Below are 14888 nucleotides of genomic sequence, written 5' to 3'. Positions count from 1 at the left end.
ATATGGAAAAGAAGGGGAAGAAAATAATTTCAGGTTTGATTGGAGACGAGGCTACTCGTTTCATTCGGCGATTAAGAGGATTTGTGCGTTCGAGACGCGATGCGAATTTGGATCCTGGCCGGTATCCGGAAGAAATCGCAAAGCAGTTTGAGCGGGTCATGGGGAAGACGTGCGATTTGGGTTCCCCTAAGACGTTTAATGAGAAGATCCAATGGATGAAGGTGTGGGGATCGCCGCCTCTGTATGGAGTTCTTGCTGACAAGTATGAAGTAAGGGAGTACGTTGCCGATAGGATTGGAAGTCAACACCTTGTCCCACTATTGGGGGTGTGGGAGAGCCCGCACGAGATTGATTTCTCGACTCTTCCTGACAAGTTTGTGCTGAAGGCAACACATGGCTGTGGATGGAATATTATTGTTAAAGACAAACGGAAGTTAAACCAAAAGAAGGCGATTCGGCAACTTGAGCAATGGCTGTCGGAGAGCTATGCATTTTTGTACGGGGCCTTTGAGCTCCATTATCGATATTGCACGCCTCGCATCATTGCTGAAGAGTATCTTGCGAATATGTCTTTGGGGGAGAGTTCTAGCAGCTCAGATGAAGATCTATTCGATTATAAGTTTTGGTGTTTTGGAGGGCGCGTAGAGTATATCCAGTTCTTAGAGAATCGCGCACATGGGCTGAAGATGGTTTTTTTTGATAGGGATTGGAATCTCATGCCGTTTGTCTACAGCTATCCGCGAAATGAGCGCCCCGTCCCCCGTCCTGATAATCTCCAGGAAATGATTATGCTTGCAGAAGCGCTTGCAGAAGGGTTTCCACATGTCAGAGTCGACTTTTATAGGCTCGATGATGGGCGGGTGCTTTTTGGCGAGATGACATTCACCTCGATGTCCGGTTACTGCAAATGGGATCCCCCTGAAGCTGATCTTGAAATGGGAAGGCTGTTTGATCTGCCAGCCCCCATGTTTTGGGAGGATGAGAAGTAGCATGAAGCTGGGCAATTCGATATTTATAGGTGGGGACATTTGTCCTACAGATGCTAACGCTTCCCTTTTTTCCGAAGGCGCGGCAGAAGATCTCTTCGGCGACGAATTGCTGAAACTGTTCGAAGGTTCTCTGGGTCTTATCTTCAATCTTGAGACACCCCTAACAGACGTGGGGGCGCCTATTCCGAAGTCGGGCCCAAGTCTGGTCGCCTCTCCTCGGGCTGTAAAGACGCTGGCGAAGCTATCCTGCGTTGGCATTGGATTGTCGAACAATCACATACTTGACTGGGGTCCCGAGGGTCTTAAGGAAACGATGAGGGTTCTCGGCGATGCAGGCTTAGCCTTCTTCGGGGCGGGTCAAGATGAAGTTGAAGCGGCTAGACCGCTCATATTGAATCTATTGGGGAAAACAGTGGGAGTGTATGCATGCGCCGAGCATGAATTTACTATTGCAGGCGAGAATAAGCCCGGAGCAAATCCTTTTGACGCTTTAACGATACAGTCGAGAATTGCTGATCTGGCGAAGAGAGTGGATAGGACAATCGTTCTATATCATGGAATGAAAGAATTTAGTCGCTATCCGTCTCCTGAAGTAATGAGACGCTGTCGGGCGATGGTGGAGGCTGGCGCGTCTTTCGTCGCCTGTCAACACTCTCACTGTGTTGGCTGTGAAGAGCGATACCAGGGTGGGATAATACTGTACGGGCAGGGAGATTTCCACTTTGCTATGGGGAAGCCTGACGAATTTAGGTCTACGGGCCTGGCAGTTGCGTATGACGCTTGCGCGAATGAGGTCGAGTATTTTCCTCTAGTCAGTAGGGAGGGAGTCGTTCGGCTCGCTCAAGGTGTAGAAAAAAATGAGATCCTTGAAGAGTTTTACGAGAGAAGCCTGAAGATGCAGGAACCGGGTTTTGTGGAGACAAACTGGACCGCTTTTTGCGAACGTGCGGCAGGAACATATGCGGGACAGGTCATCGAGAGTGTTTCGCCCAGGAGTCTCTCAATCTTGTACAGGATAATAAGGAGGGCGTTGCCGAAAAGGGCTGGGTTTAGAAGCGGCAAGGACGTGGCGGCGCTGCTGAACATTCTTCAGTGCGAGGCTCATAATGAGGTTCTGAGAACGGAGCTCGAAAGAAGGATGGCAGATGGGACAAGATAGCAGTTTGGGGAAGAGGGTCGTCTCCGCTGCGAAGTGGTCCGTGGCCGCCCAGGTCATTGCAAAGCTTGTTAGTCCTGTCACGACGATGGTCTTGGCGAGGCTTCTAACTCCTAGCGCTTTCGGCATTGTTGCTACGGCTACCATGGTAACTTCCCTTGCGGAAATGATTTCCGATGCCGGGTTTCAGAAATACCTTATTCAGCATAAGTTTGATAGTGAATCAGATGAGTCGCTATCAGCATGTGTTGCGTTTTGGGCAAATTTGTTCATCGCGGTTATGCTAGCTGCTGCCATTATTGCTTTTAATGAAGAGTTGTCGGTTCTTGTTGGAAATCCAGGTTTGGGGTTCGTCTTAGTCATTTCGGCTCTTGCCGTCCCCCTGACCTCGTTGATAAGTGTTCAAACGGCTCTTTATCAAAAGCATTTGGACTTTAAAACACTCTTTGGATCTCGTGTGGGGTCTAGCGTAACTGTTCTTATCGTATCGGTTTCTCTCGCGCTTGCCGGCTTCTCTTTTTGGTCGATGATAATGGGAAACATTGCGGGAAGTTGTGTCCTTGCCTTATGGCTAACGGCAAAGTCAAAATGGAAGCCCAGATTGCTTTTTGACTTCTCTCAGCTCAAGGGCATGCTTTCCTACGGGGTCTGGGTTTTGTTCGAATCGGTTGCGACCTGGGTGAATACCTGGGCGGGTACTTTCGTTATTGGCACTCTAATGGATTCGTGGTCGGTTGGATTATACAAGACGTCGATGTCCGTGTCTGCTTCAGTGGTCGGCATATTCACTGCGGCGCTTCTCCCTGTTATATTTTCCTCGCTCTCGAAGTTACAAAATGACGATTCGGCATTCGAGAAGGCGTTCTTGAAGATGCAAAGATGGCTATCCATCCTTCTCATACCTATTGCGGTCGGAGCTTTTGTTTACAGGCATGCTTTTGTTTTGATTGTTTTAGGCTCGCAGTGGACAGAAACCGAGATGTTTATTGGATTGTGGGTATTGTCTAGCTGTATTGTTGTTGTTTTCGGCTATATGTGCTCCGAAGCCTATCGCGCAAAAGGGAAGCCTCAGTTTTGCGTGGTGGTGCAGGTTGTCTACCTGGTGCCTTTCTTGCCAGCATTGTACTTTAGTGCACTGCATGGATATGGTTGGGTTTCTTTGGTCATGCCGGCCACACGCTTACTGCTGGTCGTCATCAATTTGGTCGTTATGAAATGCACGATAGGCGTATCGCCGCTCAAGATGATCAGAGCGACGGGGGTTATCTATGTGCAATCCCTGATCGCGATGGTGCCGGGTATTATAGTAACGAGCTTGACCGACTCGATATGGTGTGCGCTCGGCGCATTCCTTCTATCAGTTGTGATATACGTGATTCTTTTAGTTTTAGCGCGAGAGACTAGGATGACACTTTTGGAGCTGTTGGATCGCTTGGGGCTCAAGTCTGCCAAAAGCTTACTGACTCGCATAAACTGCTAGTTAGGATAACCTTTCGCTGCATGAATGCTTTCGTGTAAAAGCGACAGGAATACTGATAGCTTGAGCCCTCATGATAAATGAAGCAATGTCGAATTGCGTGCCTGAGGCAATTTTAGGTCGTGGCGTTCGCAGACGCCACGACCTATTTGTTTGCGCAATGTGGTGATTGTCGTATGCTGGGGACTGGATGTCCCGCATGTGTCGTTCTTTAACGAGCTGGCCGGCGTGGTTGGCAAGGTCTACGCCCGCAACCTGTTTTGGCGGGACTGGGGCGAATGCTTCTTTTCCGCCTCTGGCTCAGAAGCGGGTATTTCCCTGATACGCTTCGTTATCTTTTGCGTGAAGGGGGGGCGTGCCTGAGGAAGTCTCCATCGTGATTTCGGATCGAACGTCCGAATTTGTACAGCGGGGGCTTACTGCCGCTTCCATTCTCCTTCAGTTAGGATCCCTGCCGTCTTTCCAACCTGATGCAGTGTGGGCTATTGAGGGCACCTAGACGTCTCGCGAGGGCTTTCTGGTGCGGGTTCCCGATGCTGCGAGTGGCCGTCGACCGGTGTATTGCTAGACGGCTGGCTAGCTTACTCGGCTTAAGCGTGCCCTCCTTCTCAAGAAGTTCGAGAATGGATCCGTCCTTGACATTGCGCACCACCATCTCCGCAGGATTGGTATCGCGACATATCGCCCAGTCGTTTTTCGCATCGTAAGCTGCAAATGCCAATATGGCGTCAACGGCTTCTAGCTCTGGCATATGGGCTTGGGGCGGCGCAGATTTGATTACGGAGCACCCCCCTCTGTTCTCCACGACGTATCCGTGCTCCGCATACCATTCGAGAAAAGTGTACTCTCAAGAAGCCGGGACAGATGCTCGTTGCGCGAAGCGAATGCGCCGCATTGCCCTAGCTGATCAACGGTTATGGCGCCATAGAGGCCGCCGCCGTTCAGATACTACTTGATCAATAGCAGCGCTTAAAGTGATCAAGTAGACATCGCAATGAGATCGGGGCAGCCTAGAAACCGGGTGCGGAGGTACTATCCTGCGAGGAGGTAGTCATCCTTCGCACTCCCCATCCCTTTCCGCGGTTTCCTCGTGCTGGTGGTTGGCTCGGGGGCGCTTTCCGTTACAATTGCAGGTTAGGGTTTACGCTTCTTGACGAAGGGATGGATTCATGGCCGACGGATACAAGTACGACCGGGTGCTGCTGAAGCTCTCGGGCGAGGCGCTGGCGGGCGATTTGGGCTACGGCATCGACCCGAAGGTCGTCGACGACCTGGCGGAGCAGATTGCCGAGATCGTGCGTGACGGCGTGCAGCTGGCGGTCGTCGTGGGTGGCGGCAACATCTTCCGCGGGCTGGCCGGCTCGGCCGAGGGCATGGATCGCGCCCAGGCCGACTACATCGGCATGCTCGCCACGGTCATGAACGCGCTGGCGCTGCAGGACTCCTTCGAGCGCCACGGCGTCATCTCCCGCGTGCAGAGCGCCATCAACATGCAGGAGGTCTCGGAGCCCTACATCCGCCGCCGCGCTATCCGCCACCTGGAGAAGGGGCGCGTAGTCATCCTTGCCGCCGGCACCGGCAACCCCTACTTCACCACCGACACCACCGCCGCGCTGCGCGCCTGCGAGCTGGACGTGGACTGCCTGATGAAGGCCACCAAGGTGGACGGCGTCTACGATTCCGACCCCAAGACCAACCCCGACGCGAAGCGCTTCGACCGCATCACCTACCTGGAGGTGCTCAACCGCGGCCTCAACGTCATGGACGCCACGGCCACCTCGCTGTGCATGGACAACGATGTCCCCATGATCGTGTTTGACCTGACCAAGCCCGGTAACATTTCGCGGGCGCTCAAGGGTGAAGCCGTGGGAACCACGGTAGAATAGAGCCGCGCGCCCGAGGAGGCGCCGCCAGCCGTCCCATGCAGGCGGCGGCAACGCAGGACTACCAGCCGGCCGCGAGGCCGACGTGAGACGCGCCGGAGGCGCCCAGGGAAAGGAACCGCTATGGTTGACGAGATTCTGATGCAGGCCGAGGAGCGCATGGAGAAGGCCCTGTCCTCGCTGCACGACAACTTCTCCTCTGTCCGCACCGGCCGCGCCAACGCCATGGTGCTCGACCGCATCAAGGTCGACTACTACGGCGTCCCCACCCCCATCAACCAGATGGCCGGCGTGAAGACGCCCGAGGCGCACCTGCTGGTCATCGAGCCGTGGGACAAGGGCATGCTGCGCGCCATCGAGCACGCCATCCAGGAGAGCGACCTGGGCGTGACCCCCAATAACGACGGCTCGGTCATTCGCCTGCCGTTCCCCGCCCTCACCGAGGAGCGCCGCCGCGAGCTGGTGAAGCAGTGCAAGGCCTTCGCCGAGGAAAGCCGCGTGGCCGTGCGCAACGCCCGCCGCGACGCCAACGCTGCGGTGGAGAAGGCCATCAAGAACGACAACCTGCCGGAGGACGAGGCCAAGCGCGCCGAGGCCGAGATCCAGAAGCTCACCGACAAGTACATCGCCGACGTGGACGCTTCCTTCAAGAAGAAGGAAGCGGAGGTCATGGAAATCTAGGCTCGCGCCTTCCCCTAACCCCTCTACCTGCGAGGCGAACCGCCCATGAACAAGCCCCTCGACTATATTTTCCCCGCGCCCCCGTCTGATGTGGATCTGGGGGCGTTGGACATTGATCGCATCCCCGAGCACGTCGCTGTCATCATGGACGGCAACGGACGCTGGGCGAAGAAACGCGCGCTCAACCGCCTGCGCGGCCACAAGGCCGGCATCGAAGCAGTGCGCGAGACCATTCGGTGCGCGTCTGACCTCGGGGTTCGCTATCTCACCATCTACTCGTTCTCCACGGAGAACTGGAAGCGCCCGCAGGATGAAGTGGTGGGCCTCATGGACCTGTTCGCCAAGACCATGCTGGCCGAGGTGGACGGGCTGCACGAGGAGCATGTGCGCGTGATGACCATCGGCGATTTGAGCGTGCTGCCGGCGGATACGCGCGAGGCCTTCGACGCGGCATGGCGCAAGACGCGCGAGAACGACGGCATGACGCTCGTCGTGGCGGTGAACTACGGCTCGCGCCAGGAGATCCTGCGCGCCTGCGAGGGCTGCATGCGCGAGGCCGTGCTGAGGGCCGAGGAAACCGGCGAGCTGCTCGTGCCCACCGAGGAGCTGTTCGAGCGCGGGCTCTACACCTGCGGCATTCCCGATCCTGACCTGCTCATCCGCACAAGCGGCGAGATGCGCATCTCCAACTTCCTGCTGTGGCAGATCGCATACTCCGAGTTCGTGGTCACCGACGTGCTGTGGCCCGACTTCGACCGCTACGAGCTTCTGCGCTGCCTGCTCGAGTACCAGGGGCGTGACCGGCGCTTCGGGGCGGTGAAGTAAGTGGCTCCCGAGGCCGAGAGAGCGGAGACCGCCAAACGGGACGCGGCGCCGAGCCGCGCGTCCGAGGATGTCCCGACGCCTGAGTGGCGCCGCCCCACCACCGTCGAGCAGCTTGAGGCCCAGCGGCAGAAGAAGGCTGATCGCGCTGCGCGTCGTCAGAAGATGAAGCAGGCAGCCCTCGACAAGACGCCGAAGAAGCTCAAGAACCCCTCCGATATTCAAGTGCGGTTCCGCACGGGGCTTGTGTACACCGTGCTCACCGTGGTCTGCGTGCTGGCGGGCGACATCCCCATGCTGCTCATGCTCATGGCGGTGGCCGGCATTTGCGCAGGCGAGTTCTACTACATGCTGCGCTCGGACGCGAAGCTCCCCAACGAGATGCTGGGGATCGTCGCGGCGATGCTTTACCCGCCAAGCGTCTATTTCTACGGTCTCACCGGGGCGTTCGTGGTGAACCTGATGCTGCTGCTGGCCCTGCTCGTCTGGTACGTGTTCTGGACGCGCGCTCGCATCCCTGACGTGGGCATTAGCTTTTTCGGTGCGGCGTACACAGGGCTTCTGCTGTGCGGCCTGGTGGTCATTCGCCAGTCGCTGGGCGACCCGTGGGGCGGCGTGCTGGTGCTGCTGGTGTTCGTGAGCGTATGGGCGAACGACTCGTTTGCCTACCTGATCGGCTGCAAGTTCGGTCGCCACAAGCTGGCGCCGCGCACGAGCCCCAAGAAGAGCTGGGAGGGGTTCCTCGCCGGCTTGGTGGGTTCCATGGTGTTCTGGTGCGTTATGACGCTCGTGCCGGGCGTGACCATGGGCATTCCGATGGCGCTGCTGTTTGGGCTGATCTGCGGTCTTATGTCGGTGCTGGGCGATCTAGCCGAGAGCCGCATCAAGCGCAACTCGGGCTTCAAGGATTCGGGCACCATCATGCCGGGTCATGGCGGCCTGCTTGACCGCTGCGACTCGCTGTTCCTGGCCGCCGTGACGTCGGCCATCTTGCTCGTGGCGGGAGGGTGCATTCCGTATGTCATCATGTAACGAGGGCGCGCGCGTGGCAGAAGGCGCTTGCGCGCAGGGCGGTGCGCGGCGGCGCGTGGTGGTGCTGGGTTCCTCGGGATCCATCGGCGTCCAGACGTTGGACGTCATCGCGCAGCATGCCGACAAGCTGGAGGCCGTGGGCCTGGCGGTGTTCGGAAGCCTGGATGTGCTGGGTCGGCAGGCACGCGAGCTTGGCGTGCGCCACCTGGCCGTGGGCGACGCGCGTCTGGCGGGCGACGCGCGTTGCGACGAGCTGGCCGCCTGGTGCGCCGAGTCGCCGGAGGGCTCCTTCGGCGTGGGGCCGCAGGCCGTGGTCGACCTGGTGCGGCTGCCCGAGGTGGACGTGGTGGTGAACGCCCTGGTGGGCGAGGCCGGCATGCGCGCGAGCTACGAGACGCTGGCTGCCGGCAAGGTGCTCGCGCTGGCCAACAAGGAGTCGCTCGTGGTGGCGGGCGACCTCATCATGCCGCTGGCCGCTGTCCTCGACGAGCACCGTCGCGCCGAGGGCCTGGCCCCGGCCTTCGGGCCCGCCGGGGCGCTCATGCCCATCGACTCCGAACACGGTGCTATCTACCAGTGCCTGTTGGGCGAGGAGCCGCGTGAGGTGACGAAGCTATGGGTCACCGCGTCGGGAGGCCCGTTCCGCGGTCGCACGCGCGACGAGCTGTCTGCCATCACGCCTGCTCAGGCGCTCGCCCATCCCACGTGGAACATGGGGGCGAAGATATCCATCGACTCGTCCACCCTCATGAACAAGGGCCTCGAGGTCATCGAGGCGCACCACCTCTTCGCCATGCCCTATGACAAGATAGCGGTGGTGGTGCAGCCCCAGAGCGCGATCCACTCGATGGTGGAGTTCGCCGACGGAAGCGTGAAGGCGCACCTGGGCACGACGGACATGCGCATCCCCATCCAGTTCGCGCTCTCGTATCCTGCGCGATGGAATGCTCCGGTACAGCCGCTTGACTTCCGCACGCTGGGCACGCTTGAGTTCGCCGCGCCGGATGAGAGCACGTTCCGCTGCCTGCCGCTTGCCCGCCATGCGGGAAGCACAGGCGGCACGCTGCCCTGCGCGATGAACGCCGCCAACGAGGTGGCCGTGGCGGCGTTCTTGGCCGAGGAGTGCTCCTATCTCGGCATAGCCGCCTGCGTGGAGGCGGTCATGGACGCGCATGAGCGTGAGGGCGTGCAGCGCGTCGAGAGCCTCGATCAGCTGGAGACCGTCGACGCGTGGGCCCGCGCCGCCGCTCGCTCCTGGGTACGCGCCAACGGCCGCTAGGTGCCGTCTGAGCGGCGCCGCAGTCGGTTCGCGCTGCCGCCCGTCAAAGCTCTCGGATAGGGGAGGGGCCCGGAAGCTGTGTTTGCGGGCCCCTCTTGTTGAATCAGGGTCGTCGCAGTTTCACGGCAGCGGGAATCATCACGGCGCAGGCGAGCGCTGCGACGAATGCGACGAGGGGCACGAGCAGCCCGTCCCCGGTCTTGGCGAGGGGCGTCTCCTTCCCGTCGCGCGGCTCTGGGAACGGCTCTTGGTCGGGCTCGGGCTCTTCCTCGTCGGGCGGACTCGGCGGCTCCTCGCGGTCGGATACGGTAACGACCTGATCGAGACAGTCGGGGTCGTACTCGGCGGCTATCAGATCATCGCCGCAGAAGAGGAAGGCGAAGGCTGCCAGATCGCGGCCGGCGAGCTCTGCGGCGTCCACGTCGTAGACGAGCTGCGCTTCCAAATCGGGCCCGTCGGCTGTTACGCGGGCTGTTCCGTGGGCGACGCAGGCGTCGAGCGCGGCAGCATAGGCTTGCAGCCCCTCAGGCGCCTGGGCCTCAGGGTTCGCGAAGACGTCGGCGGCGAGGAGGGGCCGCGCATCCTCCCGGTCTACGAGCAGGCCCACGATGGAGTAGTTCTCGCCGGGCACGACGTCGCGGGCGACGATGCGGTCGGCCACCGCGACTCCCTCCGCGGGCGCAACGGACTTGTCGCCGTCCGCGCTGTCGCGAGCCCGCGTCATCAGGGTGCTGGGGACGACGGAGACGGTCTGGTTCTCATCGGCGATGTCCGCGTGGGATGCGATGAGGGCTTCCTCGCGGTAAAGGGACTCGAAGATCACCAGATCGCGCCCGGCCAAGGCGACTGAGTCGAAGTCGAACGCCAGCGCTACGGATCCGTCTGGCGCCTCGGGCGTGAATGCCAGCTCGGCGGTCACCGGGATGCCGTCAGCGTCGCGTAGGGGGCCGGCGTCGGCTCCCTCGGCATCGCGGAGGTGCAGCTCGCCGCGCATGAGGTAGTCCCGTCCGGGAATGAGCCCCGCGTAGGTCGCGACGTCGGTCACGGTGCTGCGTCGGCTTGCGATGACGCGCTTGTCGCCATCGAGCCCATCGCTTGCCTCGGTCGAGAGGGCGGGGCGTTCGACGGTTACCGTCTGGTTCTCGTCGGCTATGTCGGTGTCGGTCGCCACGGCTGCGTCGCCCCGATAGAGGGTCTCGAAGGCCACCAGCTCGTCCCCGGCCTCAAGCTCGCTGGCGTCGAACTCGAACACGACGGTGGCGCTGCCGTGGCCGGTGTCTGGCGCGAAGGAGGTCTCGGCGGTTACAGGTGCTCCGGCGCTGGCCAGCGGCTTGCCAGTCGCCCGGTGCATCAGCACGCCGCGTACCGTGTACTCCTCGCCAGGGACGAGGTTGGCAAACGCGATGGTGTCGCTTACCGAGGCCACCGGGTCGGCCACGAGGGACTTCCGCCCATCAGAGGTGGCGGTGGCCACGCTGCTCACCGACGGCTCCACGACGCGCACCGTCTGCCCGAAGTCATCGAGGTCCTCGTGGCTGGCCACCAGGCGCCCGGCTTGATCATAGAGGCGTTCGAACACCACCAGATCGCCTGCGCCTGAGGTCAGGGCGTTGAAACGGTAGTCGAGGGACACGTGGCCGCGCCGTGCAACGGGGGTGAACGTTCGCTCGGCGGTCACCGGTTGCTCGCTATCGAGGACGGGCTCGCCGGTGGCCCTGCTCATGAGGGTGCCGACCAGGCGATACTCCGCCCCGATGGTGAGGTTGGCGTACTCGACGCGATCCGTGATGACCGTCTCGGCGTCGGCGATGGCCAGCTTGTCGCCGTCGAATCCGTCAGCCGCAGTCGTGGCCAGATAGGGCGTTCCGTCGTCGGGCTCGCCGTCGTCGATGGTGCCGAGCGTGACCGTGTAGGAGTCGCGGCTGATGACGATGTCCGGTATGGTTACGAGCACGAGCCCCTCATTGGCCTTGCAGGGCAGCTCCTCAAGGGTGTAGGTGTCATAGGGGAGGGCGCCGCGTTTGTCGTCCGGTGTCACGTCGGCGCCGAACCAGATGCCTGCTGTGGCGTCGTAGCTGTTCGGCCCTGCGGAGTCGTTGGCGTTCGGGCGCTGGCTATGCGGGTTCCATGACGCGGCTGTGCTCGCGTAGCCGTTGGCGTCGGTCACCTGCACGTGCGCCTCGCCGGTGGTTTGGCTGACCAGGCGGAACGGAACGCCAGCGAGGCGCTCCATGGTGCCTTCCCGCACCTTGACGAAATCCAGGTCGCCGCGCTTCACGAGGTTCTTGAAGCTCTCCTTCGCGGCGAAGGGGTCGGCGATGACGCCGTTGCGCTCGATGGAGAACGTGCGTGGCTCGCCGTCGGTGAGAAAGTAGCCGTCACCAGGCATGATCTCGCGAATAGAGTAGGTGCCGAAGGGGAGGCAGTCGGCAGCGGTCTGCGCCTCGCCGTCCTCGGTGACGAGGCGCTTGACCACCTGGCCAGGCGCATATCTGACGCCCTCCACCACCACGGGGCGGTTGTTGGCGTTGGCTATCTCGAAGGTGGTGGAGAGGCTGGCGCCGCCGAGCGGCCTTAGGTGGCCGGTCTCCTTGTCGCGCTTCTCCACGCGAACGCCGCCGCGGATGATCGGCTCCGAGACGAGGGGATGGCGGTAGGAGGAGACCTCTTGCGCGCCGCCTCCGCCGGTGATCTGGCGCACATGGATCGTCGGATCGGGGAGGTAGCCGCGGGGGGCCTTCGTCTCGCCGATGAGCACGGTTCCCAGGGGTAGCACGGGGGCGTTGTCGGCATTGCGGTAGAGTTCGTCGCCGCCTACCCAGTGGGCTTCATCGGGAAGGACGCGCCCCTCCTCGTCGGTGCGAAACACCCAGGTGCGAAGCGGAGCCCCCGATGCCCGAGCCTCTTGAGCGGTGGCGTAGTAACCGGGGTAGAAGTCGAAGGTGAACTCGGCTCCTGCGAGAGAGGCGGCGCCCTGGGGCGCCGGGGCGCCGCTGTCCGCGTCGAGCTTGGCCAGCCAGACCGCGGCGAGGTCGTGCTGAGGCTCATCGATGACGCGCCCTTCTGTGCCGACGGCCGCGGTTTCCCCGGGGGTGACTTCGACGGTGTGGACGGTGGGGTCGAGCGCGTACCCCTCGGGGGCCGTCGTCTCCTGGACGTAGTAGGTGCCCGGTGCGAGCTCGCCGGAGGCAGCGCGTCCGGCCGCGTCGGTGACGAGCGTGGCCACGGGGGCGCCCGCGCCGTTGGTCACCAGGTAGGAGGCGCCGTCGAGGCGATAGCAGCCGTTGCCGTCGGTAAGCGCGGGGTTGGCGCTGCCCTTATCGAGCGCAAGCCAGCCGACGTTGTCGAAGGTGAGGACGACCTGGCTGCTCGCGCCGGTGGCCAGGGCGTAGGCGTTGAAGGTGGCGGGAACGCGCCAGTCGTTGGCGTAGATCTTGCCCGCGGTGGTGTTCTCGAAGTCGGGGACGGTCTCCGTCTCGGTGAGTTGGCCGGTCAGGTTGCTGAGCGCCCAGCGCTTGAACTCGGCGCTGCAGCCATGAGTGGCCTTGTTGAAGTCGTAGGAGTAGCGGTCGCTCACCATGATGTGAAGGCAGACGAGGTAGCGGTCATAGGTCATGGGACTGCCGTCGTACCAGGTGGCAGGCCAGATGGCGGGATCGAAGCCGTAGCTGCCGGGGCCGAAGTAGAGGAGCGCGCGCAGGTGGCTGCGCTCCGCCTCGTACCACTCGGGACTGCCGGCGTAGCCGATCATCAGGTCTTGCTTCGCGTAGGTTCCCGACGCGGGCGTCAGCTTCGCCGGCTGGGCGCAGATGGCCGGCGCGCCGTTGACGGTCATACGGCCGGTTGAGTATCCCGCATAGGGGATCTGCCCGTTCACCTCCAGATAGACCTGGTCAGCGGCGAAGGCGTGCTTCGTCGGCGGCGAGCAAAGGCTGAGGGGGATGAGGCCCATGACCAGCAGAAGCGTCATCGCTATCTTGAAGGCGCGGGTCGCGATCCGAGGGGTGTGGGCGGGGGCGGCGTGCACGGGGGCTCCTTTCTCTCTGGCTGCCGCGAGGCAGCTGCTGCGTTCGGCCCACCCTAGTCGCCCCCGCCGACGCGAGAGCGGCGCGCGGGCAGCGGGGCGGGCGCCGCGCGTGGGCCGTCGCGCCCGTCCCCGCGCCTGCGACCGCTTCCCGCCTCGGCGCCCCGTCCCTTCGCCGGCGCATCCCCGTGCGTCCCTCCTCATGGGTTTTATGTCGGAAACCCGCCCGTATCGGGGGACTTTCCTATAATGGCCCACGAGCAAGCAGCGGGGCGTCGTCGCCCCGCCCCGCCGCGTCCTGCTGAGGACGGCGGCCCTTCGGCATCGTTTCCCTACCGCGCGGTTGCCCCGCGCCTCGAGAGGACGTGAAGTGGACCTTCTATTCACCATCTTGTGTGCCGTCATCGTCATCGGATTCCTCGTGTTCATCCACGAGGGCGGCCACTACCTGGCCGCACGTGCCTTTGGCGTGCGCGTCACCGAGTTCATGCTGGGCCTGCCCGGGCCTAACATCGGCTTTACCAAGGGCGACACCAAGTTCGGCGTGACCGCCGTTCCGCTGGGCGGCTATGCGCGCGTGTGCGGCATGGAGGCCGGCGAGATGCAGCCCCATCTGAAGGAGGTGCTGGCGGCCCTGTACCGACGCGGCACGGCCGAGATGGAGGACATCGCCGCCGACTGCGGCATCACTGATGACGAGGCCTACGAGGCCCTGGAGGAGCTGACCGAGTGGGGGAGCTGCAGCGGTCCCACGAAGCGCGATCCCTACAACACGTACCGCGCGCGGGAGGTGACGCCCTCGAAGAGGCAGGTGCGTGCCGCGCTGGCGGCGGGAGAGGAGGCGCCGGCCGCCTACGCGTTGGGCGAGGCGCGCCCGGTCGATGACGCCCAGGCGCTCTTCGACGCGGAGTACCGCCAGCAGTACCGCAGCCTCCCCTTCTGGAAGCGCTCGGTCATCTTGGTGGCGGGCGTGGCGGTGAACCTGCTGTTCGCCATCGTGGCGTTCGTGGTGCTGTTCTCGGTCATCGGGTTTGACGTGCAGAACACTCAGACCGGCGAGGTGTTCCACTACAACGCGACGCCGTGGCAGTCCATCGAGGTGGGCTTCAGCTACATCGGGATGGTGATCCAGGCGGTGGCGGGGCTGTTCAACCCGGCTACCGCGGCGCAGACGGTCTCGGATTCCACGTCCATCGTGGGCATCGCGGTGCTCTCGAAGCAGGCTGTCGAGCAGGGGCTGTTCATGGCGCTGCAGTTCATGGCGATGATCTCGGTTTCGCTGGGCATCATGAACCTCATCCCCATCCCACCGCTCGACGGCGGGCGGTTTGTGGTGGAGGTGTTCCAGAAGGCCACGCGCAAGGTGGTGTCGCCTAAGGCCATGGGATACCTGTCCATGGCGGGCATGGCGCTGTTCCTGGGATTTTTCGCCATCATGCTCAATCAGGACATCCAGAACCTCATCGCGGGCACCGGCGTGTTCGGCCCCTCGGCGGGGGCGTAGGCCGCCGGCACGTTCGGCAGCCGGCGGGGCCTGCTGCTCCT

Annotated in this window: 10 protein-coding genes; 9 read left to right on the top strand and 1 reads right to left on the bottom strand. The window is 62.1% G+C overall.

The window, feature by feature from the left end; all coding sequences use genetic code 11:
• The first annotated feature begins 2 nt into the window (after positions 1 to 2).
• From AC6I0Y_RS09840 to dxr, 8 genes are all read left to right on the top strand, one after another.
• A complete protein-coding gene (locus AC6I0Y_RS09840) occupies positions 3 to 989 on the top strand; it encodes an ATP-grasp fold amidoligase family protein (RefSeq protein WP_497731448.1) in 987 nt (328 codons plus the stop codon).
• A 1-nt stretch (position 990) separates the two neighbouring features.
• Positions 991 to 2148, top strand: coding sequence for a CapA family protein (locus tag AC6I0Y_RS09835; RefSeq protein ID WP_497731445.1), 1158 nt, complete (start codon positions 991 to 993; stop codon positions 2146 to 2148).
• Positions 2135 to 3625 (top strand): lipopolysaccharide biosynthesis protein, encoded by a 1491-nt coding sequence (locus tag AC6I0Y_RS09830; protein WP_497731443.1) that lies wholly within the window; start codon positions 2135 to 2137, stop codon positions 3623 to 3625. Before AC6I0Y_RS09835 ends, AC6I0Y_RS09830 begins: the two co-directional genes overlap by 14 nt.
• Positions 3626 to 4791: 1166 nt before the next feature.
• Positions 4792 to 5508 (top strand): UMP kinase, encoded by a 717-nt coding sequence (gene pyrH / locus AC6I0Y_RS09825; protein WP_497731440.1) that lies wholly within the window; start codon positions 4792 to 4794, stop codon positions 5506 to 5508.
• 120 nt (positions 5509 to 5628) lie between these two features.
• A complete protein-coding gene (gene frr, locus AC6I0Y_RS09820; RefSeq protein ID WP_160709233.1) occupies positions 5629 to 6186 on the top strand; it encodes a ribosome recycling factor in 558 nt (185 codons plus the stop codon).
• Between the two features lie 45 nt (positions 6187 to 6231).
• A complete protein-coding gene (uppS, locus tag AC6I0Y_RS09815) occupies positions 6232 to 7011 on the top strand; it encodes an undecaprenyl pyrophosphate synthase (protein WP_497731438.1) in 780 nt (259 codons plus the stop codon).
• Between the two features lie 162 nt (positions 7012 to 7173).
• Complete coding sequence (locus AC6I0Y_RS09810) at positions 7174 to 8040, top strand: phosphatidate cytidylyltransferase (protein WP_160709253.1); 867 nt, start codon at positions 7174 to 7176, stop codon at positions 8038 to 8040.
• Positions 8027 to 9319: a 1-deoxy-D-xylulose-5-phosphate reductoisomerase gene (gene dxr, locus AC6I0Y_RS09805; RefSeq protein ID WP_497731435.1), complete on the top strand. Its 1293-nt coding sequence runs from the start codon at positions 8027 to 8029 to the stop codon at positions 9317 to 9319. The genes AC6I0Y_RS09810 and dxr overlap by 14 nt, the downstream gene beginning before the upstream one ends.
• Positions 9320 to 9422: 103 nt before the next feature.
• Here dxr and AC6I0Y_RS09800 read toward each other — a convergent pair whose 3' ends face one another.
• Positions 9423 to 13346 carry a VaFE repeat-containing surface-anchored protein gene (locus AC6I0Y_RS09800; RefSeq protein WP_497731433.1) on the bottom strand — a complete coding sequence of 1308 codons (3924 nt, stop codon included), beginning with the start codon at positions 13344 to 13346 and terminating at the stop codon, positions 9423 to 9425.
• 367 nt (positions 13347 to 13713) lie between these two features.
• Between AC6I0Y_RS09800 and AC6I0Y_RS09795 the strand changes: the two genes are divergently transcribed.
• Positions 13714 to 14847 (top strand): site-2 protease family protein, encoded by a 1134-nt coding sequence (locus tag AC6I0Y_RS09795; protein ID WP_497731430.1) that lies wholly within the window; start codon positions 13714 to 13716, stop codon positions 14845 to 14847.
• Positions 14848 to 14888: the final 41 nt, after the last annotated feature.

It is taken from the genome of Adlercreutzia sp. St.1H8 (genome assembly GCF_059728655.1).
This window is presented reverse-complemented; position numbering and strand designations above follow the sequence as displayed.

What these genes read in the sequence shown, in the direction of transcription:
- uppS (WP_497731438.1), top strand. Translation starts at nt 6,232, where the DNA reads ATGAACAAGCCCCTCGACTATATTTTCCCCGCGCCCCCGTCTGATGTG.
- AC6I0Y_RS09810 (WP_160709253.1), top strand. Translation starts at nt 7,174, where the DNA reads ATGAAGCAGGCAGCCCTCGACAAGACGCCGAAGAAGCTCAAGAACCCC.
- AC6I0Y_RS09835 (WP_497731445.1), top strand. Translation starts at nt 991, where the DNA reads ATGAAGCTGGGCAATTCGATATTTATAGGTGGGGACATTTGTCCTACA.
- AC6I0Y_RS09840 (WP_497731448.1), top strand. Translation starts at nt 3, where the DNA reads ATGGAAAAGAAGGGGAAGAAAATAATTTCAGGTTTGATTGGAGACGAG.
- pyrH (WP_497731440.1), top strand. Translation starts at nt 4,792, where the DNA reads ATGGCCGACGGATACAAGTACGACCGGGTGCTGCTGAAGCTCTCGGGC.
- frr (WP_160709233.1), top strand. Translation starts at nt 5,629, where the DNA reads ATGGTTGACGAGATTCTGATGCAGGCCGAGGAGCGCATGGAGAAGGCC.
- dxr (WP_497731435.1), top strand. Translation starts at nt 8,027, where the DNA reads ATGTCATCATGTAACGAGGGCGCGCGCGTGGCAGAAGGCGCTTGCGCG.
- AC6I0Y_RS09830 (WP_497731443.1), top strand. Translation starts at nt 2,135, where the DNA reads ATGGGACAAGATAGCAGTTTGGGGAAGAGGGTCGTCTCCGCTGCGAAG.